This window comes from Pseudomonas sp. TWR1-1-4, from assembly GCF_049897165.1.
GTDB classification, from domain to species: domain Bacteria; phylum Pseudomonadota; class Gammaproteobacteria; order Pseudomonadales; family Pseudomonadaceae; genus Aquipseudomonas; species Aquipseudomonas canadensis.
The window spans coordinates 514,953-534,993 of record NZ_JAFCVS010000002.1; the positions used below are offsets into that span (position 1 = coordinate 514,953).

General features: G+C 56.7%; 26 protein-coding genes. 5 read left to right on the forward strand and 21 right to left on the reverse strand.

Annotated elements, in window-relative coordinates:
• The first annotated feature begins 32 nt into the window (after positions 1-32).
• Positions 33-296: a hypothetical protein gene (locus ACP7C6_RS07010; protein ID WP_426108495.1), complete on the forward strand. Its 264-nt coding sequence runs from the start codon at positions 33-35 to the stop codon at positions 294-296.
• 141 nt (positions 297-437) lie between these two features.
• Complete coding sequence (locus ACP7C6_RS07015; RefSeq protein ID WP_426108496.1) at positions 438-1,565, forward strand: hypothetical protein; 1,128 nt, start codon at positions 438-440, stop codon at positions 1,563-1,565.
• A 128-nt stretch (positions 1,566-1,693) separates the two neighbouring features.
• Here ACP7C6_RS07015 and ACP7C6_RS07020 read toward each other — a convergent pair whose 3' ends face one another.
• Positions 1,694-2,149 (reverse strand): hypothetical protein, encoded by a 456-nt coding sequence (locus tag ACP7C6_RS07020; protein WP_426108497.1) that lies wholly within the window; start codon positions 2,147-2,149, stop codon positions 1,694-1,696.
• Positions 2,150-2,280: 131 nt separating this feature from the next.
• Positions 2,281-2,754, reverse strand: a complete 474-nt coding sequence (locus tag ACP7C6_RS07025) for a hypothetical protein (RefSeq protein ID WP_426108498.1) — start codon at positions 2,752-2,754, stop codon at positions 2,281-2,283.
• 66 nt (positions 2,755-2,820) lie between these two features.
• Between ACP7C6_RS07025 and ACP7C6_RS07030 the strand changes: the two genes are divergently transcribed.
• Positions 2,821-3,597, forward strand: a complete 777-nt coding sequence (locus ACP7C6_RS07030; protein ID WP_426108499.1) for a hypothetical protein — start codon at positions 2,821-2,823, stop codon at positions 3,595-3,597.
• Positions 3,598-3,671: 74 nt separating this feature from the next.
• A complete protein-coding gene (locus tag ACP7C6_RS07035; protein ID WP_426108500.1) occupies positions 3,672-4,271 on the forward strand; it encodes a hypothetical protein in 600 nt (199 codons plus the stop codon).
• On the opposite strand, the gene ACP7C6_RS07040 is transcribed toward ACP7C6_RS07035, so the two are convergent.
• The 15 genes from ACP7C6_RS07040 to ACP7C6_RS07110 all read right to left on the reverse strand — a co-directional run bounded on the left by ACP7C6_RS07040 (position 4,247) and on the right by ACP7C6_RS07110 (position 15,173).
• The gene (locus ACP7C6_RS07040; protein ID WP_122555097.1) at positions 4,247-5,020 is read right to left on the reverse strand and encodes a C40 family peptidase; all 774 of its coding nucleotides are present in this window, start codon (positions 5,018-5,020) and stop codon (positions 4,247-4,249) included. The two genes, ACP7C6_RS07035 and ACP7C6_RS07040, sit on opposite strands and share 25 nt — an antisense overlap.
• Positions 5,021-5,022: 2 nt before the next feature.
• Positions 5,023-5,775, reverse strand: coding sequence for a phage minor tail protein L (locus ACP7C6_RS07045; RefSeq protein ID WP_426108501.1), 753 nt, complete (start codon positions 5,773-5,775; stop codon positions 5,023-5,025).
• Positions 5,776-5,785: 10 nt separating this feature from the next.
• Positions 5,786-6,124: a phage tail protein gene (locus ACP7C6_RS07050; protein ID WP_426108502.1), complete on the reverse strand. Its 339-nt coding sequence runs from the start codon at positions 6,122-6,124 to the stop codon at positions 5,786-5,788.
• Positions 6,124-9,186, reverse strand: a complete 3,063-nt coding sequence (locus ACP7C6_RS07055) for a phage tail tape measure protein (protein ID WP_426108503.1) — start codon at positions 9,184-9,186, stop codon at positions 6,124-6,126. Before ACP7C6_RS07055 ends, ACP7C6_RS07050 begins: the two co-directional genes overlap by 1 nt.
• A 27-nt stretch (positions 9,187-9,213) precedes the next feature.
• On the reverse strand, positions 9,214-9,519 hold the full coding sequence (locus ACP7C6_RS07060) for a DUF1799 domain-containing protein (RefSeq protein WP_426108504.1): 306 nt from the start codon (positions 9,517-9,519) through the stop codon (positions 9,214-9,216).
• A 17-nt stretch (positions 9,520-9,536) separates the two neighbouring features.
• A complete protein-coding gene (locus ACP7C6_RS07065) occupies positions 9,537-9,917 on the reverse strand; it encodes a phage tail assembly chaperone (RefSeq protein ID WP_426108505.1) in 381 nt (126 codons plus the stop codon).
• Between the two features lie 9 nt (positions 9,918-9,926).
• Complete coding sequence (locus tag ACP7C6_RS07070) at positions 9,927-10,586, reverse strand: phage tail protein (protein ID WP_426108506.1); 660 nt, start codon at positions 10,584-10,586, stop codon at positions 9,927-9,929.
• A 39-nt stretch (positions 10,587-10,625) separates the two neighbouring features.
• The gene (locus tag ACP7C6_RS07075) at positions 10,626-11,054 is read right to left on the reverse strand and encodes a phage tail terminator-like protein (protein ID WP_426108507.1); all 429 of its coding nucleotides are present in this window, start codon (positions 11,052-11,054) and stop codon (positions 10,626-10,628) included.
• A complete protein-coding gene (locus tag ACP7C6_RS07080) occupies positions 11,051-11,647 on the reverse strand; it encodes a hypothetical protein (protein ID WP_426108508.1) in 597 nt (198 codons plus the stop codon). The genes ACP7C6_RS07075 and ACP7C6_RS07080 overlap by 4 nt, the downstream gene beginning before the upstream one ends.
• On the reverse strand, positions 11,644-12,012 hold the full coding sequence (locus ACP7C6_RS07085) for a hypothetical protein (protein ID WP_426108509.1): 369 nt from the start codon (positions 12,010-12,012) through the stop codon (positions 11,644-11,646). The genes ACP7C6_RS07080 and ACP7C6_RS07085 overlap by 4 nt, the downstream gene beginning before the upstream one ends.
• Positions 12,013-12,073: 61 nt before the next feature.
• Positions 12,074-12,238 (reverse strand): hypothetical protein, encoded by a 165-nt coding sequence (locus ACP7C6_RS07090; RefSeq protein WP_156046218.1) that lies wholly within the window; start codon positions 12,236-12,238, stop codon positions 12,074-12,076.
• Positions 12,239-12,275: 37 nt separating this feature from the next.
• Positions 12,276-12,779 (reverse strand): DnaT-like ssDNA-binding protein, encoded by a 504-nt coding sequence (locus ACP7C6_RS07095; protein ID WP_122814723.1) that lies wholly within the window; start codon positions 12,777-12,779, stop codon positions 12,276-12,278.
• Positions 12,780-12,837: 58 nt separating this feature from the next.
• Positions 12,838-13,419 (reverse strand): hypothetical protein, encoded by a 582-nt coding sequence (locus ACP7C6_RS07100; protein WP_426108510.1) that lies wholly within the window; start codon positions 13,417-13,419, stop codon positions 12,838-12,840.
• Between the two features lie 47 nt (positions 13,420-13,466).
• Positions 13,467-14,432, reverse strand: a complete 966-nt coding sequence (locus tag ACP7C6_RS07105; RefSeq protein ID WP_017528141.1) for a major capsid protein — start codon at positions 14,430-14,432, stop codon at positions 13,467-13,469.
• Between the two features lie 12 nt (positions 14,433-14,444).
• Positions 14,445-15,173, reverse strand: coding sequence for a hypothetical protein (locus tag ACP7C6_RS07110; RefSeq protein WP_426108511.1), 729 nt, complete (start codon positions 15,171-15,173; stop codon positions 14,445-14,447).
• A 129-nt stretch (positions 15,174-15,302) separates the two neighbouring features.
• On the opposite strand from ACP7C6_RS07110, the gene ACP7C6_RS07115 reads away from it, so the two are divergent.
• A complete protein-coding gene (locus ACP7C6_RS07115; protein WP_426108512.1) occupies positions 15,303-15,797 on the forward strand; it encodes a hypothetical protein in 495 nt (164 codons plus the stop codon).
• Between the two features lies 1 nt (position 15,798).
• Here ACP7C6_RS07115 and ACP7C6_RS07120 read toward each other — a convergent pair whose 3' ends face one another.
• The 4 genes from ACP7C6_RS07120 to ACP7C6_RS07135 are packed head-to-tail and all read right to left on the reverse strand — an operon-like array spanning position 15,799 to position 20,023.
• The gene (locus ACP7C6_RS07120) at positions 15,799-16,884 is read right to left on the reverse strand and encodes a minor capsid protein (RefSeq protein ID WP_426108513.1); all 1,086 of its coding nucleotides are present in this window, start codon (positions 16,882-16,884) and stop codon (positions 15,799-15,801) included.
• Positions 16,859-18,277: a DUF4055 domain-containing protein gene (locus ACP7C6_RS07125; protein ID WP_426108514.1), complete on the reverse strand. Its 1,419-nt coding sequence runs from the start codon at positions 18,275-18,277 to the stop codon at positions 16,859-16,861. Before ACP7C6_RS07125 ends, ACP7C6_RS07120 begins: the two co-directional genes overlap by 26 nt.
• A complete protein-coding gene (locus ACP7C6_RS07130) occupies positions 18,274-19,575 on the reverse strand; it encodes a terminase large subunit domain-containing protein (RefSeq protein ID WP_323986406.1) in 1,302 nt (433 codons plus the stop codon). Before ACP7C6_RS07130 ends, ACP7C6_RS07125 begins: the two co-directional genes overlap by 4 nt.
• Complete coding sequence (locus ACP7C6_RS07135; RefSeq protein ID WP_154845443.1) at positions 19,562-20,023, reverse strand: DUF2280 domain-containing protein; 462 nt, start codon at positions 20,021-20,023, stop codon at positions 19,562-19,564. Before ACP7C6_RS07135 ends, ACP7C6_RS07130 begins: the two co-directional genes overlap by 14 nt.
• Between the last annotated feature and the right edge of the window lie 18 nt (positions 20,024-20,041).

A 20,041-nucleotide genomic window follows, 5' to 3' on the forward strand; every position in this document is an offset into this window, starting at 1 on the left:
TCCATCGACATTCAATTCATTCGGAGGACATCGTGTCCGAGCCCACCCTCACCTTCAAATGCCTGGGCCACACCAAGCGAGAAGATGGCCTGGTTGTGCGCTACCAGCTTGAAGTGACCGACAGCCGCAGCGGCAAGACCGCGACGCTCTCTGTCGAGCCCAGGCACCTAGCTTCAGCCCGGATTATGAAGAGGATCCTTCTGGACCGGTGCATGTTTTACAGGGCTACCCGCGCGGAGCACGACAAGATGCTACTTGAGATTCTTGATCCGCAAGCTGCAGAAATTCAAGAGTAAACTGGGCAGTTAAGTCTCGCTGGAACATCAATAAAATATAGTTAGCAAAGAAATGTTTTTACTATTTTGAGGAACACATCTTCGTTTAGCACTAACGCGAGGTTAAAAAATGAAAACCACCAACAAACTAAGTCGGCAGCCATGAAAAGAATAGAGAACATTATTTTAGTAATACTAGCCACAAGCCTACTAATACCAATAGGGATACTTTGTACTTACAGCTTTCACTTAAGCGGAGAAATTTCATCCAGCCCTTCCGACTGGGGTAATTTTGGCTCAGTGCTAGGTGGCGCCTTTACACTCTTAGGAGGCCTCGCAACATCCCTAACTCTTATTTTTCTTTATAAACAACAAAAGGCAAATGAGAGAACGCAAGCAAAATCCGAGAAAAACTCTAAAAACTTTCAACTTCGCCAGGTCGCCGTTATACAGAAGCAGATAGCTTCCTTAACCTTTGAGCAGTACAAAAACCATCGAGCACACTTTATTGAAACCTTAGAGAAAGAGGGAAATAAAAATAATATTCTTTTCCGTGACATAGAAAAACTTTACCATTCTATTTTTCAGAAAAATCGACCGACTCATTGCGAATTTTTCGTAGATCTAGAACACACAGGAGAGAACTCAAACCCTCTATTTTCCTGCGTCAGCACGTTAGCAAAAATTCAATACCAGCTTATACATGCTCAGGAATTTACTTCAAGCTCCAATATTGCCAAATCAATATTTCAGATAACAAAAAATCTAAACATATACTCTAGCAATTCAGAAATATTAGGTGGAGAGCTAATAATAGACTCCCAAAAATCCGGGATATATATTCATAATTTCGAGATCCAAATTAGAAAATTACAAAATATAATTGACCAAATTCTATTTTTCTCTGGCAATGACACATCCTCACCATCCTACTTCCCTGAAAACGAACTCCACTTGGTTAATGCGCTTATAAAAATCTCAGCTGAAGACGACATTTCATTCACCTTAACCGAAGAAGGCCGCGGAGCAATAGGATTGTATCGAATCCGGCAAATCACCGAAACGCAACCACACCTAAAAGAACTCCACGAATACATCAACAAAAATTTTTCCTCGGTTAAAGTTATCTGCGAACACCTTCAAATATCTTCTGCACAACATTATGGGCAAATTATTGCTCGTGAAATTAGGAACTTAGGCGACGTCGAGTGGAGGAACGCAGCTCAGGAAATATCAGAGATAAAAAAAATTCTGGTGACGCACTCAAATATAAGTCCTGTATACCTATAAAACAGCGAGATTAGTGTCTAAACCAGACTACAGCAGGTCATTAAGCGTCCTGATGCTGGCCATGCATGCACTTCACGGGCAGTAGATGAAAAAAAGCCCAGCGCGGGGCTTGGTTTGTTTCGTTCCTGTTAAGAACGTTCGGGCTGAGCTGCAACGTACCCATTGACCTCGTTATGGCAATCAACTGTCAGATCATTCAGAAAAGGGCTTATCTCCGGATGCTCCATCAGCCCGAGCAGATCAGTGGCTGAATCACGGATGGGCTGCCAATCTTGATGATCGAATATCAACCGATCGCCACAATGAAATGAGTCTTCAGTCAGGCCATTGCAAAGCTGCCAGATGCGGTGCAAACCGCCTCTAACATCGTCTGGCAACGCACTGTCACAGGCGATAAGGGGATCGTTTAAAGGCAGCATTGCCATAGACCAGGCTTCGCATGCAGGGCAGTCCGGAATTGTTTCTCGCTGCTCATCTGCACTCATCGCCAAGAACTCAAGGGCAGGAAACGCTTCACTAGCGGCGAGTACCCGTCTGTACTCCCCCTGCCCATACCACTCCCATAGCGTTGCTGCGAACCCCATCTTAACGCTCCGAAACTGCCATCGCCGCTATCAAAATCCGCATGTCGTTCCCTCTTTGGTTTGGCGGGACGTTAGCACTGAGCGAGGCAGATGCAAAAAGCCCAGCGCGGGGCTGGGCATAAGCCATGTAACTAAGGAGCCCTTGAGGTGCATGCCAGTTCGCCGACAAACCCCGACTTCACTGGCTTGACTGTTCTATATGCCGTTGCTAATGCCGCGATCGCTTCAGCAGTCTCCTTGATTGCTGGAGTTGACTCCGTGGAGACCTTAGAAATTGTGCCATTAGTATTTAAATCAACGGAAAACTTTGAAGTCTCAAAAATACCTGCATCGTAATATATATAGTTTGCGGTACTCGAAACCACAAGCTTCCGCTCCTCAACCTCCACAGGAGTGCAGTCTTGTCCACTGGGCTTTCCAGCTACTCTTATGGCTTTGCCATCCGCATCAAGAATGCGGTCATAGAAATAACGATCAGTTACTTCCTTCATCGTGTAAAACGGGACGCCTTTACAGATGTTATCGCTACAAGAAGTATGAGTGATAACTTTACCTGAGCACCCAACCAAAACTGCTATCACCGAGAAAATTAGTACCCGTTCCATACCCTCACCCTCCCCTATATGGCTTATTGCCACAACAAGATCGTAGCGGGTGTGAGCGGAAGCGCCATGTTTTCCCTATCCCATGCACCCACCTGTCCAGGCATCCAGCGTGGATGGAATGCCAGTGGCGCTATGGGAAGGATAAATAGTAGCGTTCCGGCATCATTCGCTGACATAAGATTTGAAAAAATAATGACAAGATGGAGGGCTTTTTCGTGGGCAGTGCTGGTTTGGCTGGCATTGCAAGTAGCTAGCTGGGCATTCAACAAGTGGCTAGACGGAAACGCAAACGGCCAGAACATTGGTGCTGGACTTGCTTATCTGAGTGCCTTCCTGAATTACTTAACGAGCGGATTCGGTATCGGTTTTGTTGCTGGAGCCGCAATTTTTTCAGCTTGGGACTGGCCTTTGCTAGGTCAGTGGCTAAAGAAACGTCGTCAGCGCCACCGAAATAAAGATGCCGACGAGGCTTTGGCGAAAAAATGCGAAGTCCTAGGGGGTGAGTTATATGAGAGCGCATCTCAGATCGAACGCCTGAGGGCGGAAAATCATTGGGGCATTCGTGACGAACAAGACATTCATGACTCTTGGGTAAAGGCTCGTCAGGCAGAATCAAGGGAAGAGGAAAGAGTACGAGGAAAGCTGGGCCAAAGGATGCAGTCAATTATCATCGAGCTTAGACACCGTGGGCTAAAAATGGATGTCTGGGGCTTATCACTTCGAACTCATGATTTACACAACGCTTCCTATTTTTTCCTTGATATCGCCTCCTCATTAAGAGCGGGAGATTATCTAGAGAGGGAGTTCAGCGCGAGCAGGGCAGGACTTCCCGCAATGATCTAAGCACAACAGCTGAGCGACTTAATGGTAGGAGCCCAGCCAAGTATTTTGCCCTAAATGTCAGCTAGGACGGACCTATGTCGTCGCTATTGTTCTACACGGATGAAAACGAAGCAATTGTGGCCACAGATACGCTTTTACATTATTCCGTCGACACGCCACCAGGATTCGCCAGCAAAGCCATCTCGATCCCTCATATGCGCATGATCATTGCCGCTACCGGATCGGCCCTTCTTTTCAGCCGATGGATCGGCCTTGTGAATAACCAAGGTTTTGCCCTCGATGTAGATGCGGTCGATACTCATGCGCCCCAAGAGCTTCAGGCCCTCTGGAGCGAACTGAATCGCCATCTCCCCGCCCTCGGCAACCAATCTGCAACGATCTATCACTTCGGGATTTCCGACGACTCTGGAAAAGTCCATGGATTCGCTTACCGTTCTGGGTCGGACTTCAAATCCGAGCATTTGGATTATGGGCTTGGCGTAAAGCCAGAGCTTATAGACAAAGCGGCAATAGACTGGAATTCGTTCCCTGCGTGTGCGCCCCAAATCATGCGTGCACAATCGCGACAGGAGGACGAAAAGCACGGGGATCGCGTTTACATAGGCGGCACGGCAGAGGTCACTCATCTAACGAAAAACGGATTTTCGATCTATTCGCTAGGCAGTTTGGACTGAGCTTCGTTGTGCCTGAGGATCAGGCATGTGCGGTCATGCCATGGGCCGCCATAGACGATGATTTCGGACGGCCTGCCGTACAGGTGATGCAGCAGGAAAGGCCCCGGCCCGAAGGTGTCCGACTCCTCTAAAGGCAGCACTGGGTCGGTGCCGAGGTAAATCCCGGCGTGGTTCGGGTGAACAGTCCGCCCAACATGCATGACGATCAGGTCGCCGCGCTGCGGCCGGTCGACTCGCACAAAGCCGGCAGCCTCGTAGTGCTGCTCGTACAAACTGGCGTTTTCCGCGCTCTCCCACCAGCCATCGACGCGCTGGAAGGCTTCGAACTCAATCCCCCATTCGCGCTGGTACCAGTCAGCGCAGACCTGCCAGCAGTCCCAGGCACCGTGTACAAACGGGCGCCTGAGCAGCGGCGTGCTGCCGGTCGGGGTGATCGTGCGCAAGTCACCCTCTGGCCACGACAGGATGTGCCAGGGCAAGGCCGTAGCCTCGCACATGGCCAGGTCATGCGGTGACGGCCTGCTGGTTGCGTCCGGGTGCGAGTGGACAATGCCGATCACCTCGCCCAGATCTTCCGCCGCAGCGTAGTCTTCAGGATCAAGTCGAAACTCTTCGCTCGGCTCCGTCGCGATGTTCCTGCACGGGAAGTACTTCTGCGCCCGGCCGACGGCCACCAGCAGGCCGCAGCACTCTTTCGGGTACTGGGCTGCTGCGTGCGCCTGGATTGCCGCAATGATGTGTTTAAGCATGGTCAGCTCCGAGCGATCATGGACACAGCGGGGAATCCCCCAAATCCTAATTCTTCGTTCTCGCCGAAGCGCAGCTTGCAAGACGACAGACAGCCCTTGCATTGATCCTTGGCTGGATCGTCCGTAGGGTTGTCCTCATCGTCGAACATGGCCGCGCCGGTGTATCCGCAGTCAGGACCCCGGTAACCGTTGGTCATTGCCCAATGGCAGAAAGTCGTCATCTGTCGGCCGGGAAGTCCGTGGTTGTCGATCTCGCCCGGCGAAGACAGCTCCCAGACAACCGCCTCACCGTCCTCGCTGGTTTTCTGGTCGATGTACCAGATCTCCAGCGCTTCCTGAGTCGGATCAGCAGTGGGGTTGCCCTCTGGGAAGTTCGCTGCATCCAAGTACTGGGCCAGGGTTTCGCGAACCGTCAGCTTGAACTTGAGCATGTCCTCGAAGGCCAGACACAACGCCGTTACGCGCCCGTTGACGTTGCCTGCGGCGAAAGTCGGCCGAGAGGCGGTGCCGTCGCTGCTAGAAGAAATGCCTTCAATCTGAACAGGCCAGGCCGCGTACTCCTGGCCCTGCCAGATAATCGACTTGGCGGGCAGGTCCTCTTCCGAGCCCTCATAGGCCAGCAATTCCTCTGGCGTGTGCGGGATGGCGTGACCGTGGAAGCGAAGGTAATCGGCGCCGTACTCAGTCCCGTCGATTTCAAACAGGCGAATTTCGCCGCCGGGCTCCAGTTTCTGGATGTCCGTGATCAGTGCCATGGGCGGTTACTCAGGGGTGAAAGGTTTGTTCGAAGGTCGCGGTGATGGCGTAGACCTGGCCGCCACGGTGCACAGGCTTGTAGCCGTTGCACTTGTAGAGGCCAAGCTCACCCAGGGGGGGCTCCCAGAGGAAGCCCTTAGCCCCCTTGTGGCGGTCGAGGAAGTCCATGATGTCCTTGATACGCCCCTTCAACCCCGTGAAGGTTACGGGCCAGGATTGGGACCGGTTGTTGAGGCCATCCTCGACCGACTGCTCGTAGCCATCGCCAAACTGCTTGGAGCGGACGCGCTGGGTGATATCACCCTCCGCGCCCTTCTCCGTTGCCCAGATGAATCGCTCGATAGCCATCAGCGCCCCTTAATTGCTTTGTTGATGACGCCGCCCTGGCGCATATCCTTAGAGCGCAGTTCCTGATATTTCTGCTCTACGAACGTCGCCAGCTCCTTGCCGAAGAGGTCATAGCCAGGTGCATCAGCCGAGGAGGTAGCGTTGCCGTCGCCATCGATATGCACCTCGACATTGATCTGCGTTCCGCCAGCCTCACCGCCGCCCATGGCCATTACCCCGAGCTTGCCGCTCGACGTCCGGGTCAGGGGCATAATTGCCTCCTCCCCAGCCTCGCCCATGACGCCGGTCTTGCCATTGGCCATGCCGAACGCTGTGGGCTTGCTGACGATGGAGTTCGTGAAGGCGCCGCCATCGGCGAACAGCTGCACGCCGCCCGACCATGCGCCGCCGTTGGCTTGTGGGAAGTAGGTGTTGGAGTAACCAGCCGCCGAGGCGCCGAGATTCGACGACGCTGCGCCAGCGGAACCTGCCGCGAGACCATTACCGCCGCCGGCCGCACTGCCACCGAAGTAGCTTGCTGCCGCCCCCACCAAACTACCCAGCAATGCCGAACTGGCCTGACGTGTAGCAATGCGCGCCATGTCCGCAAGGATGGACTTGGTGAAGTCAGCAAACGATGCCTTGCCCGTAATGGCGAAGTTGACCAGCGAGTCCTCCATGGAACTGAAGGCATTGCCGAACAGGCTTTTGGTCTGGCCCGCGATGTTCTGCGCCGAGTCCAGGTAGTTTTCCCAGGCTGCCGTCGCGCCTTTCGTCCAGTCGCCTTGGGCGGCCTCCACATCCGCGTAGTTTTGCCGGATCTGGTCGGTCGCCTTTTTGTTCGCATCGGCGAGCGCCTGCGATTTGCGGGTGAACTCTTCGTCAGACATGTTGCGCGAGGGGTCGGAGCGCTGGTTTTCCAACTCCAGTGACTGCTGAGCAAACCGGTCTTGCTGGCTGTTAAGTTCCCCATTCAGCGCGTTCTGGCGGTCTCCCTGGCCAATACCCAGCACGGCGCGTTGGCCGGCCAACTCCAAGGCCCTCTGTTGTTGCCCCAGCGCCTGCACGTACGAACTTATCGCCCGCTCCTGCTTGGCGAGTCGCCCGGCTTCATTGGTCGCCAGCACTTCAAGCTGGCTGTCCGCGTCTTTCTGCGCCTTCACCATCCCTGCGCGCGCGTCAGCGATTTTCTGGTCCAACTGGATGCTTTGAGCGGCTGACGTTGTCTTCTTGCCCTTGGCGGCTTCCAGCGCTGAAATCTCGACCTCGTAAGCTGCCGTGGTCTGGTCTAGCTGGTTGCCGATCAGCGCCTGGCGCCGTAGCAGGTAGTCAGCCTCGGATAGCAAGCCTGCCTTCTGCGCCGCTTCCAGTTCCTTCTGGTAGTTTTTGTACGTGTCTGTGATGGCCGCCAGTTCGTTCTTGGCGTTGTTGAAGCTGGTCAGGTCGACTTGGGTACCGGCGGTTTTCGGGTCCTTGAACTTGTCGTTGATGTTGGCGATGTTTTTGTCGACCGTCGCCTGGGCCAGGCGCGGATCATTCGGCGCAACCTTGCGGATATCGTCGAGTTGTTTTTTGTAGTCCTTGAGCGCATCGGCTCGTTTCTGCTCATTCGTCCAGGATGATTTCGTCAGAGCATCAATCTTTGCCATGGACGACACTGCTTCGCCCTGGGCCTTGGCCTGCTCACCCTCCCACTTAGCGATATCGGCCTGGGCCGCTTTCTCGTCCTCCAGCATGTTCAGACGGTTCTGCCGGAACTCTATCAGTGCATCCTTGGACTTCTTGTTCTGGAACAAACCGTCCATGCTCTGCGCTTCAAGAAGGTCAGCTTTCGCGCTTTCGATGTCCGAATTGATGTCGCGTCGGCCGATATTTTTGATGCCGTCAGCAGCGCGCGCGACTGCGTTGTACGCCTTTTCCCAAAGACTTAGGTTCGCCAGAATCTTTGGAGTGCGCTCGTTTATTGCTTCAGCATAAGTATCGGTTGCGAGCTTTACCGCTGCGGCGTGATCGCCTTGCTTCTCCAGAGCGACGATTTGGGAGTAAACCGAGGCAGTTAGGTAATGGTACTGCTCGTTCAGCGCTGCGGATGCCTTTACCGGATCGTCAGCAAGTTTGACGAACTCGGATACCGTCTCGCTGACGGCTTTACCGGTCGCCTCCTGCATCGAAACGGCGGCCTGGGTAATGCCAGCAAAACTCTCGCCGGCGATCTTTCCGTTATCCGCCAGCAACGCCAGGACAGCTGCGGCCTGGCCGGTTGTTCCTACTGTTGCGCTGACCTGGCGCGCCATATCGCCCAACTGACCAGCACTTAAGCCCGCGTAGTTGCCGGTCAGGATGAGCGACTTGTTGTAGCTGTCCTGCTCTTCGCTGCCTTTGTGGTAGGCATATGCCAGGCCGCCCACGGCTGCGGTAGCCAAGGCCAGCGGCGCCAGGATGGCGAGTAGGCCGGCAGCGCCGGCACCAGCTCCGGCACCCAACTGAGCTACTGCGCGAACGCCGCTACCCCAGTCACCCGACGACAACGCATTACCGAGCTGAACTACGTTTTCCTGAGCCTGGCGGGTGCCGAGACGCAGTTTGTCGAAACCGGTGGTGGTCTTTTCGAGCTTGGCGTAATCCTTGTCGATCTTGCCCAGAGCGCTGTTGTATTGGTCCTGGCTGATCCGCCCGGCATCCAGGTGTTTACCAAGCTGCTCGACCTGCGTGTCCAGTTTGGCGAGTGCAGCGCGAGCTGGGTCAATGGCACCCAGCAGGCTGTTCAGGGCCTTTTGCTCGTCCATCGCCGACTTGGCGAGTGCCACCTGCTGTTTGTCGAGCTGTGCCGAGATCTTCGCCGCCTCGGCCTCACCATAGGCGCCGGTCTTGGTAAGCTTCGCCAGGGCGTCACGCTGCTTTGCCAGGTCCTGGGTACTTTTGGCGCTGGTAGACAGCGACTTTTCCAGGGCCTGCATCTCGTTCATCAGCGAAAAGGCGGACTTCTCGGCCCGGCCGCCGGCGTTCGCCATTTCATCCAGGTCCGTTTTCGCCTGGACTGCATCGGCCGAGTCGATCTTGACGCCGAGTTCTGCAATGTTCATCGACTCACCTTGAATAAGTGCCCGTGGTTACGGGCTGTTTTCCCTTTCCTCCGCCATAACGCGCAGGGCTTCGCCTTCCAGCACCTGAAGGTCAGGGAAGATTTCAGCGATTTTCTTTTTCTTGATGCCGAGGAAGCCCGCCACGTCGCGGATGCTGCTGTAGTCGAGGCCGATAGCGCCGCCGGAGCCTGCTCGCCACTGGGTGGACATGCGGTTGAAAAGCAGGAAGGCCGGCCAGTTGCAGGGCCAGACCTCGACATCTTCATCATCAAGGTCGGCAGCCGTCAGCCCGAGAACACCCAACTGCTCAGCAGATGGGCCACTTTCGTACATGGCTTTGGCTGCCGATATCAGTTTCCCAGGCGGGCCTGGCTAAAAGCGCTCTGATAGGCGCTCACGACCGCTTCAGCGGTGCCATAGCACGATTTAACAAGAGCCTGGATGCTCTTGTCGTCGAACTCGTCATCAAAGCCCCAGCCAACAACGAGATCTTTGATCTGCTGCACCTGAAGCTCGGTCTCGGCCGAAACGACATCAGACAGAGTGGTGCCTTCACCGAAACTGGCGCGCATCTCCTTTCCCTTTGCGCTCCAATCATCGAACAGGGCTGCAAGTCCCGGGCGATCCCGATATTTGAAGGTGAACTCGATTTTCTCGGGCTCCTCCCCAACTACCGGGATCAACACGAATGCCTTGAATGTTGGGTTCTGGGCGATCCTGATCTTTGCCATGAGAAGTCCTTATGCGCCAGCCAGGTAGCGAAGCGAACGAGCGGAAAGCCCGATACTGATGGTGCGCGTCATGACGTTGTTGCGCTCCATGGTCGGGTCGGGTGTGATGCTCACATAGCCCGGATAGAGGATCTGATCGCCGTTACGCAGTTTCATGCGGACCACCGCCAGCTCCTTGGTGTCGTCGTAGCCTTCGACGGTTTCGACGTACTGCGCCGTGGGTTGATCCTCCACCACGATAGTGATCGTTGTGGGGTTGCGGTTGGTGGGGAACTGCTTGTCGTCGTCATCCTCCAGGTAGCCGACAGTTTGATACTGCTGCTCGCCGCCGGAAGATGTGAAGGACGTGACCTTCGAGATCTGCGTCCAGCCGGATACAGGAATCACTGAGCCGGCACCTGCGCCGACGGTGTACTTGTCGGTGTTGGTGGTATTGAGGCCAGCCAAGGAAAAGGCATCGGCAGTAATCCCGGATGCTTTTACAGCGCGATCATTGATGAGCGCCCAGCCTGAATTGACCAGCAAGATGTCGCCCATTTCAATGCTGTGTCCAACAGATGCAGCGACTGGAGCTTTGGCATTGGTCAAGGCGGTGAATGGGACAGCAGGTCCCAAAACGCTGGCGATCTCCAGCACAGCGCCGTTCGGCAGCGGGAAGCGTGCGGCCATGGTGTATTTCCTCTTGAGTGCCCGCCTGACGGCGGTAGGTTATGCCCCAGCGGGCGGTTGGTCTGCGACACCCAGATAGGTGAAGCTAGCCGGGACCGTGTAGGTCGCCGACTCGGTAATAGTTGGGCCTTGATCTACTGGCTCGGTGATCAAGCCCTCGAAGCCATTGCGGGCCAGTGGCGTGTCGACGCGAAACATCCGGGTCAGTTCGTCAATAAGCGCTTCGGCGGTGGCCATGGCCTGCGCAGAGGGGCAGACGATGCTGACCTGATAAACACCGGCGTACTCGTAAGCCTCCCCGCCGAGATAGCGGCAGGTTGTGCTGGCCGGCAGTTGGAAGGCTCGCAGATACGTTTCAGAAGCGCTTGGTGTAAAAGGCTGGTTTGGGTAGGCCACTCGTATCGGGCGCGCAGCCGCCCATGCAGCCAGCTTCGTTTCGATGGCCTGACGGGCTCGTGCGTGACTCATACCTGGTTGTTCCTGATGGCCTCCAGCACGATCTGCTGGAAGCGAGCTACGGTTACCCGGACCATGCCGCTGGGGGCCTGGGTCGAATGGCCGAACTCCAGCGGTATCGCGTAGGGCAAGTTGTTGATGATGTAGGCCATCTGGCCGGCGGTGAAGTCACTCATCGCAGCAACCAGCGCCGCAGTGGTTTCGGCGCCGCTCGGGTCTACCTCGTCAAAGGTGACGTTCTCGACCACGTCGAGCGAGATGTGCCAGTTCGCACGGAACCGGCCACCGACGTAGCCCTCTGGAGCCTTGACGTCCATGCCGTCGTTGAGCTTGCGGCCCTTTTTGAGCCTGCCGCCCTTCGTGAGGGTGGCCGGGTCACTGCGCAGCGCGCTGTTGTGATCGTCAACGGCCTTGTTGTACTCGGTCGCAACGGCGTTCTGTGCCCAGATCTCCGGGTTACCCACGGGGGACATACGTATCAGGCTGCTGCCGACCTCAATGATGATTTCGCGGAAGCTGGCGTCGATGGCTTCACTGGTCTGCGCGGCGAACTCAGCCAGGCTAAGGGCGAAGTTACCGGACTGTCCGGCGCCTGCCCGGCTCACGATCGCACCTGCAACTCATACAGGATTGGCGTGCCTGCCGGGTTTATCTCTTTCAGCGGCGGCACGATTGACCAGATGCGTCCCTGGGCAACGACCATGTCGAGCAGACCCGGCACCCAGACCAAATCCCGCGCCGCGATCTTGAGCTTCTTGTCGCCCTGCCTGATGAGGCTGTTGCTCTGGAATTCGATACCGGTGAAGTCGAGCAGGATGCCCTGGGCGATTTGCTCGACTGTTGCGCCCGGCGCGTCGCCGCCCGTCTCCGGGTCATACTCGCCCGGCTCAGTTTTGCTGATGGTCACAGGCTGGCCGAACTCTGTGATCATCTCCAGAGCCATCACGGCCATTTCGTCGTAGAAGGCCATGGGGGCTCCGGATGTGAAAAGCCCAGCGCGATGGCTGGGCTTTTTTGCTTTTGGACTCAAGTCAAAAGTGGGACATTTTCGACACATAAGCTTTGAGCGCTTCATCCGCAACTTGAACCGCACGCTTGGCGACTTCAAGATCCTGCGAGCTTCCAGAGAGCCCTGCGATAGCAGCTAGATAAGCCTGAGTCCAAAAAATTCGCTTTTCTTCTAAGTTCGGAGACATGTCATTACTTCCTGTAAATGGAAGCAGAACACTAGCACTACGCTCTCACAGCAAACAAGCCACGCATTTGTAGGTAATCCGCAAACTGCGTGGCGCTCGGCCGGTCCGGCGCAGCAGGCAGCAACCGGTTACTGGTCGACGGGATCGCCGCATACTGCCGCGTCACCGCCCCCTCAACACGATCCAGCAGCACAGCGCCTTTGCGCTTCTCCACCGGGTCGATATCGTCCTGATGAATCTCTGCAGCCAAGGCCATTTGCCCATACTGAATCCGCGCCGGCAGGTAGTTGTTCGGCTTGATTTCGTGATCCAGTAGCACCTCCCGGCGCGGCCAGGACAAGCCCTGATCGCTGTTGGTCTTGCGCCCCTTCCAGGTCATGCCATCCATCGCCAAAGCCGCCCGGCGCAACAACGCTTCCTGCTCGGGAACACCTGCGGGAATGACCGTGCCGAATTTCACGGCATACAGGGCAAGGTCCTCAGCGCTCGCATAGCTTTCGGCGTCAGGCTTGCCTGTGCCGTCCTCGATGATGAGTGTCATGCGTCAACTCGCTGGATGGTTTGAAGATTGGCCGCCGGATCGCCGACAACCAGCAGTATTACTCCTTGGGCAGCTCAGCGACGAGCTTTTCCAGGGATTCTTTCGAGGCGTTGGCCCGGTACTGGACGTTGGCTTCGTCGAGCTTTGTTTTGAGCGCCGTGACTTCACCGACCTCATCACCAGGTGCGGCAGCGCCCTTCTTGAGCGATTCGATCTCACCGCGCAGCGCATCGACCGTCAGCAGCAGGCCGTCACGCTCGATGGTCAACTCACCTACCGAAGCATGGATGATGCCCAGCACTTCGAACAAGCGCAGCGCCAGCTCTCCAGACTCGGGACGGTGAATCTCGCCTGCTTCCAGACCGTCAATAAGGATCTGGATCGATCCATGTTCAGCACGCAAAGCTGCGATGCCTTTTACCAATTCGGCCTGGTCTGCCGCGCCAACAAGCTGCACCCGCTTGGCCTCCTTCACCAACACATCGATGCCGACTGCTTCGTACGCATTGACCACGCTTGGCCAATCTCCAATCACCAACACGCTGGTCACACCGGCTTCAGGCTTATCGAAGTGTTCCGGATTGCGGTAGCGCTTCTCCGGATCGAAGCCGTTGAGCTGGTTGCTGTAAGTCAATTCCATGTGTTTCTCCAAGGCGGCCATCGCTGACCGCGCGTTGAGTTTTTGGCTTAGCCGCCAGTTGCAGGAGGCGTTGCAGTCAGCTGGATCATCACGCCGGCGGTGACCTTGTTACTGCCCGCGTGCTTGACCCAGTTGGCAGCGGAGCCGACGGCAGCCAGGGTTGGGTTGGAACCGCCAGTGGTGGCTTTCCAGCTATAACCCAGCACATCGATGTTCACGGTGCCTTCCGCGCGGTAGCCGATGCTCAGGTTTTCTTCATCGTTCACTTCATAGGAACGGAAGCCCGGCGCCTGCGACTCGGTGATGGTTACAGCGTTTGGCAGCAGGCCGAAGATCACGTCCGCCGGCGCGGTATCGGTCACCAGTACCGGCTTGCCCAGGGTGCCCGGCAGGCCGCCGTAGATCACGACGCCAGCTTCTTCGTAGATCTTGTTGGTGATGGCTTCATCGACGATGTCGAAGTAGGCGCTGGAGTGCATGACCCACAGAGCAATACGGCCGAACTTGTCGCCGAACTTGCGCATACCGCGAGTCAGCGTCTTCTTGCCATCGGTTTCGATGTTGGCCGAAACCACCATGTCAGCGTTGGAGCCGATGGCGGCACGCAGGCCAGCAGTTGCGTACTGGATGAAGCCTTCCAGGGTAGCGTCAGCAACGTCAGCACCGACGATCTGGGAGAACTCCTCGACCGGACGACCGCGGCGCTTGAACGCCTCTTCAGTGGTCTGGTATGGACCGTATTTCCACGGAGCCTTGACGCCGACAGCTTCGCCGGCGCTGATCTTCTTGGCAGTCACCTTGCCTTCAGAGTTGACGTCGCGGTGTTCCAGCGAGCCGTTCAGCTTGTAGAGCGCACGCTTACGGAAGTCGCCTTCGATCAGCTCGTTATCCAGCACCATCGCGCCGTTGGACGATGCGTTGAACACATCCAGGTTGTCCTGGACACGCTCCAGGTATGCAGTTTGCGCCTCATCGTTATAGATGATCAGGTCGCTGTTAACGGTTGTAGCCATGGGTTAATCCCCTTATTTGGGCAATGCGAGGTATGCGGTTTGGCCGTGCTTGCGCTGGAAGTCACGCTTTTGCTCGGAGGTCATTTCGGAGCGCTTGAATGCAGCCTTGCCGCCACCCCCGCCCGGGGCAAATGTCCCTGAGGCCCTTGGCCACAGATGAGGTGCGCTTTCGCGCAGAGATTCCGCCCATTCGAGCGGAGTCAGAGGGGTCTTGCCGTCTTTACCGAGGATGACCTGGCTAGATTCATCAACGGCGACCGCATCGCCATCTTCGTTGAGGGTGAACACGCCTTTGGCGCGCAGGATGATGTCGTCTGTTGCTTCCGGCAGCGCGCCGGCCTTAAGTGCTGCGCCGCGTACCGAGTCGCCCAGGACTTTGCCCTGGAACTTGGCAGCGAAAGATTCAGCCTTCTCAGCGCGCTCGCTGATGGCCTTCAACTGCTTGTCGTAGTCACCGCGCAGGCGCTCAGTGCGGCGGTTGAAGACCTCGTCCACCTTGCCCTCGGTCAGCAGCTTGGTTTCTTCGTCTTGTCCAGCCCGACTGAGCAGACCTTTGACGGCGTCGATGTCGATGCCTTCAAACTGGGTTTCGAACTGGGTCAACTTGCCGGAGGTTTCCTTCAGCTTGCCCAGCAGCTCCGAGTTCTTGGTTTTCAAACCGGAAACGGATGCTTCAACGGCAGTCGCGATAGCGGCCTTGATTGCCGGATTGTCCAGGTCGATTTCGTTTTCTTCTGCCACGTTGATGCACCCCTTGGGTATGTTTCGCCCACTTTGCAGGCATAAAAAAGCCCGCGTGAGGCGGGCATATTCATTTAGAATTTTGGTCTCACTTTCCTCTAGAAAAGTGACTTATCGGATAGGAAGCCAATGAGCGAAGCCAGCACAAGCAAATTCAGCATTATCTTTCCCGTCGCATGCACCCTAATTGGCGTATTTGCCACTGGTACTTTCACTTGGTTGACGAGTTATCAAACGGCATCTCTAAGTCAAAAAAACGCTTGCATTCAGCGTATCGACACACAAGAAAAACTTCTTCGAGAAAAAGGTGAGAACTTTCTCGCAGCATTGGGAGACATGCTCAACTACACGATCTTCCCGAAAACCTCTACACCGCAAGAGTTGGCTGAAAACGCGGGCCCACTAATCAAGGCGGGTATCGTTATGTCCGCCTATGCCCCACCGGAGCTAGGTCTTAGATCAATGATGATCTCCAACTCCGTAAGGGCTGGAGCGCTTGCGTCCATGCATAAGCTCGACGAAGACGCAGCAATGGGTACTATCAATGACTCCTTTGGAAAGTGGCACACTGCTTATTACGATGCGCTGAATTCACTTGATAAACAGCGTCGAGCGTGTGAATAGCCTAGATTCCAGCATGTTCGAACGCCATCGGCTCTAGGCTCTTCATCTGCACCAAGGTCAGCGGCGCGAAGTTGCGATCAAGCTGCAGCTCTGCGAAACGCTCAACGGTCAGGCCGCCCTCACGAAACAACTTCGCTCGCACCGGCCCAATGGCAACGTCCTGAAACGCTGCGGGCTGAAGCTGAAGCCAGTGGTAGTAGTTGAGGTCGGCACTTACCTGCTTGCCGCCATCTGCGCCCACCGAAGCCCGCGTAGCGCCCTTGGCGAACATCGCGCTGAGCTTGGTCAGCAGGATGAAGGTGGTGCGGCAGTTCGGGTGAAATGGCGGCCTTGGGCCGGAATCCACTGGAAACTTGCGCTTGTCCATCGAGCGGCATTGCTGGCTGGTCTTGCTGTCCAGCGTGGCCACCATTTGGATCTCTTGCACGATATCCGTGTTGGCCTTCGCGACCTCCATGCGAGCCTGGGACGACACATGCTGAATAGCTGTGTGCACGACCGTACTGGCATTGCGGTTGGTGGTGGCCAGGATGCCGTCTTTGTACCCTGCCGCCTTGGTACCGCGAATGTTGCGGATGATCTGAAAGTTCGTCTGCCCTTCGAAGAAGCCCTGCCGGATGGTGCCCGTGACGCGCTCACGCTCTGCGCCAGTCCAGCTCTTGATGAAGGCTTTCAACAGCTTCCCGCCGCCGGTGCCGCGCACACTGAGCGGGTTCGTCAGCACCGCGGTGCGAATTGCAGCGGCCGTCGGCGCGACCACATCCAGCGAAACGCCAACCGGCGCCGACCTGGCAAGGCTGGTCGCCTCAAATTCGGCCTCGTAGTTGGCGATGTCCACCAGGTCGAGGTTCAGTTGCGCGCTGTAGCGGTCGAAGATGCCCAGCAACAGGCTATCCACCTCGTTCAGCAGAACTTCCAGGCGCTTGACGTTGTACTCGGTCAGATCCGACTGAGTGAGTCGGTCGCGAATTGAGCGGTCAATCTCCTTGAGGAAAGGAGCAAACTTGCCCACCTCCCCTGCCTTCAGCTTTTCGAGGAAAACCGCGTGCCGGATCGTGGCGTCAAGGATTGCTTGGTTTGCCGCCATTTGGTTTTTCCTTGTCGTCCAAGCCTAGCCCATCGCCCTGCTCTTCCAGTTCGCCGTCGATCTGCAGGTCAGTACGCTCTGGTGCGATCAGGCCCAGCTTGCGCAGGTAGGCCCGAAGGTCAGCTTTCGCAAAGCCGCCGTTCTGCCACAAGCCAACCAAGGCTGTGATCATCTGCGGATCAGCCGTCAACTCGACGAACTCTTGATTCACATGGTAGGCGACCTTCTTGTCAGCGATGCCCATGTAGGCGCAGCACCACATGATCGCCCGGGTATAGGCCTCACTGACGTTCGCCACACAGCCAGCCAGCACAGAGGTAGATGCCGATTGATCGCCGCGGGACTCTGTTGCGGTCTTGGTGGCCAGTGACGCCACCACCATCCGGGCACCCAGTTCGATCATCATCTGGTTCTTATCGGCCATTGCCTCCTTGACCAGCGTGTTCGGCGCCGGTTGCGCGTAGCCGAATGCACCACCCGCCGGCAGCATCATGGGAGCCCTGGAGCCAACATAAACGCCGTTCTTCTCCATCCAGTCGCGCCACTGCTCGTCCAATCCAGAAATCCACGGCTGGGCCTGGCCACACCAGAAGACGCTGTCTTCGTAATCGGCACTGTTCCGGTAATGGCCCAGGTTGATCATGGCGATGTCGTACAGCGGTGACTCGTCGATACTTGGGTCGTTGTTCTGCGCGCCGACGAAGGTGAAAGGGATCTCCTTGAGACGCCCGGTGACGCCTTCCGGCCTGAACTCTTCGATGACCGCCAGCGGCCCGCCACCTTTCGGCCCGGACCGGCGCCAAACACGACAAACGAAACCGTCATCCTCAAGCGCAAGTTCCCGGTACTGCTCAGCTGTCTTGTAACCGAAGCCATCAGGAATCTCCGGAGACTCGCGCAATACCACCAGCGTCAGCACGCTGTGACCGTTCACCATGCCCGTGCGCCAGTTGATGATGTCTTCGGCGCAATAGGACAGGATCACCGAGTGACCGCCAATGCCGTCATCCTGGTGATAGTCGACGTATAGGCCGTGGCGGCCAGCTTCAAGCACCTTCTCAAGCGTGCCCTGCGAGTGCTGGTAAATGCTCACCCCGGAGCCATTGGCGTTGTCCTGCAGGTACTCCAGCTTCTTCGGGACCGCCAGCGTCGGATCTTTGTGGAAGGCTAGGCCCAGCAGCCCGTTACGGGTGTGCCCGGTGGCGTTCTTGAACACCGCCCGCTCGCGGTATGCCCGGTTCCGATCTTCGTTCTCCGGCGACTTGTCATGCGCGTTGATATACGGCAGTCGATCGACTACCCGGTGCTGGCCCGCGCAAACGTCGCGAACGGTCACCCAGCGGTCCATCACTGCCGTGTATTCCGCCCGCTTAAAGGAGACGTCGTTGCTCATCGGGCGTATCCCATTTTGATAGCGGTGACCGGTTTGATGATCGGGTACTCGCGGTGGATGAAGTAGCCGCCGGCGTCGTTCGCGTGATCGATGCCGGCGGTTTTATCTGGCTCCCCGTTCGCGCCCCACACCTGTTGCTCCAGGCCATCGGCATAGGTCGGGCAGGTGAGCGAATTGATCAGGTAGCGGCGCTCGCCCTGCGCATTGCAGAAGACGGCGTTCATTGCGTTGATTCGATCTTTCACGGGCGGGTTTGCCGCTGGAGCGATGACCGAGAACCCGGCCTGCTTGAGCATGGCCAGGTCGGTGATACTGGCGTTCACGGATTTGCGCGAATCGCCCGAGGCATCCGGGTAGATCCTGATCTCGCAGGTCTTCTTGAAGTCGTTGCCGTCGTGCTGCCAGTAGCGCTCTTTGATGCGGCGGATCATGTCGGGCGTGTCGTAGCCGTCGATCAGTTCATCCACGGCCCTGGGCAGCCCCTGGTCACGTTTGACGTGTGTGATCGCAGCCATCTTGCCGACGTTGAAGTCCATGCCGATGAACAGCGGCTCGCCAGGCTGCACGGTGTCGAAGCATCCGTTTAGCTTGCGGTCGTAGGCGGTGTAGATCGTGCCGGACGTCAGGTTGACGAACTGGCCTTTGAGGTACGCCATGATCAGCTGCGGCGGATACGACTCCATCAGGGAGGCGATGTAGTCATCCGGCAAGTTCAGCTCGTTGTCGAACGTGCTGGCCTGCACCAGGCCGTACATCTCCTTGAGCGACGGCTTGTCGCGCAGCTGCTTCACGAACTGCAGGAAGACGAACTTGAAGCCTTCCGGCGTCGTGGTGACATCCACCCCGTTCTTCAGCCCGGGCAAGTTGTAGCGCATCCGGGCGATGATCTTGCGCCAGGCCTGCTGTGCCTTGATGGCTGTCAGCACGTCCAGCTCATCCACCAGGGCATGGCCGATCTTGAAACCGACAATCGTCTGCGGCTTCTCCATCGACCGGCAAATCACAGTGCCGCGATACTGCCGGCCGCTGTAGATATGAACCTCATGGTTCGCTTGGTTGATCTTGGTCTTCAGCCCCCAGTCATATGCCACCTCATCCATGGTCGGATAGAAGATGTCGCGGATCTGCGGGTAAGTCGGTGCGAAGTAACCAGCGTTGACGCCGGGCCACTCCATGAAATGCTTGCTCAGGGCTGAGCAGCCCACCCAGGTCTTGCCCGAGCCGAACCCGGCAACGAACGCGCGGAACTTGTGGGGCAGTGTGAGGAACTGAGCCTGGGGAACGTTAAGGCTCGGCATTCGGCTTCCTCGCATCCACCACGTCGACCTGGATACGGGTCGGGATCACCGGTTCGTCGCCCGCCTCTTCCTTCCGGGCTCGGTTGACGTAGATGTCGCCACACTCTTTGGCTGCCTGCTCCAATAGCTGGGCAGTGAGTGCAATGTTCTTCATGCTTTCGGCTTTCTCAGCCATGCGCCCAAGCGTGCGAAGTCGGTGAGAACGGTTGGCGATTGGTATCTCGGCCGTCTCCTCCCTGAATCGCTTGCGGGTGTCGTGAAACAGGGTCACCCATTTGGCCGCGAGGGTCTTGCTCGCCCGCTTGGTCGCATCATGCGATTCACAAAGCTGACGGGAGATCTCAATGCCGAATTCTTGTTTGACGGCCTCTACCACCTGAGAGGGGGTGTCAAAGCACGCCAAGGCCTGAACGATGAAGCCTTTCACCTCACTATTCAGGTTTGCCATAAATTGGATTCCGTCTAA

Coding starts and splice junctions, on each gene's coding strand:
- ACP7C6_RS07070 (WP_426108506.1), bottom strand. CDS start 10,586: ATGGCCGCACGCTTCCCGCTGCCGAACGGCGCTGTGCTGGAGATCGCC.
- ACP7C6_RS07045 (WP_426108501.1), bottom strand. CDS start 5,775: ATGGCACTGATCACGGACATCCAGAAACTGGAGCCCGGCGGCGAAATT.
- ACP7C6_RS07015 (WP_426108496.1), top strand. CDS start 438: ATGAAAAGAATAGAGAACATTATTTTAGTAATACTAGCCACAAGCCTA.
- ACP7C6_RS07065 (WP_426108505.1), bottom strand. CDS start 9,917: ATGGCAAAGATCAGGATCGCCCAGAACCCAACATTCAAGGCATTCGTG.
- ACP7C6_RS07090 (WP_156046218.1), bottom strand. CDS start 12,238: ATGTCTCCGAACTTAGAAGAAAAGCGAATTTTTTGGACTCAGGCTTAT.
- ACP7C6_RS07035 (WP_426108500.1), top strand. CDS start 3,672: ATGTCGTCGCTATTGTTCTACACGGATGAAAACGAAGCAATTGTGGCC.
- ACP7C6_RS07060 (WP_426108504.1), bottom strand. CDS start 9,519: ATGTACGAAAGTGGCCCATCTGCTGAGCAGTTGGGTGTTCTCGGGCTG.
- ACP7C6_RS07075 (WP_426108507.1), bottom strand. CDS start 11,054: ATGAGTCACGCACGAGCCCGTCAGGCCATCGAAACGAAGCTGGCTGCA.
- ACP7C6_RS07020 (WP_426108497.1), bottom strand. CDS start 2,149: ATGGGGTTCGCAGCAACGCTATGGGAGTGGTATGGGCAGGGGGAGTAC.
- ACP7C6_RS07135 (WP_154845443.1), bottom strand. CDS start 20,023: ATGGCAAACCTGAATAGTGAGGTGAAAGGCTTCATCGTTCAGGCCTTG.
- ACP7C6_RS07050 (WP_426108502.1), bottom strand. CDS start 6,124: ATGGCTATCGAGCGATTCATCTGGGCAACGGAGAAGGGCGCGGAGGGT.
- ACP7C6_RS07030 (WP_426108499.1), top strand. CDS start 2,821: ATGTTTTCCCTATCCCATGCACCCACCTGTCCAGGCATCCAGCGTGGA.
- ACP7C6_RS07100 (WP_426108510.1), bottom strand. CDS start 13,419: ATGGAATTGACTTACAGCAACCAGCTCAACGGCTTCGATCCGGAGAAG.
- ACP7C6_RS07130 (WP_323986406.1), bottom strand. CDS start 19,575: ATGCCGAGCCTTAACGTTCCCCAGGCTCAGTTCCTCACACTGCCCCAC.
- ACP7C6_RS07040 (WP_122555097.1), bottom strand. CDS start 5,020: ATGCTTAAACACATCATTGCGGCAATCCAGGCGCACGCAGCAGCCCAG.
- ACP7C6_RS07085 (WP_426108509.1), bottom strand. CDS start 12,012: ATGGCCTTCTACGACGAAATGGCCGTGATGGCTCTGGAGATGATCACA.
- ACP7C6_RS07095 (WP_122814723.1), bottom strand. CDS start 12,779: ATGACACTCATCATCGAGGACGGCACAGGCAAGCCTGACGCCGAAAGC.
- ACP7C6_RS07105 (WP_017528141.1), bottom strand. CDS start 14,432: ATGGCTACAACCGTTAACAGCGACCTGATCATCTATAACGATGAGGCG.
- ACP7C6_RS07120 (WP_426108513.1), bottom strand. CDS start 16,884: ATGGCGGCAAACCAAGCAATCCTTGACGCCACGATCCGGCACGCGGTT.
- ACP7C6_RS07125 (WP_426108514.1), bottom strand. CDS start 18,277: ATGAGCAACGACGTCTCCTTTAAGCGGGCGGAATACACGGCAGTGATG.
- ACP7C6_RS07115 (WP_426108512.1), top strand. CDS start 15,303: ATGAGCGAAGCCAGCACAAGCAAATTCAGCATTATCTTTCCCGTCGCA.
- ACP7C6_RS07025 (WP_426108498.1), bottom strand. CDS start 2,754: ATGGAACGGGTACTAATTTTCTCGGTGATAGCAGTTTTGGTTGGGTGC.
- ACP7C6_RS07055 (WP_426108503.1), bottom strand. CDS start 9,186: ATGAACATTGCAGAACTCGGCGTCAAGATCGACTCGGCCGATGCAGTC.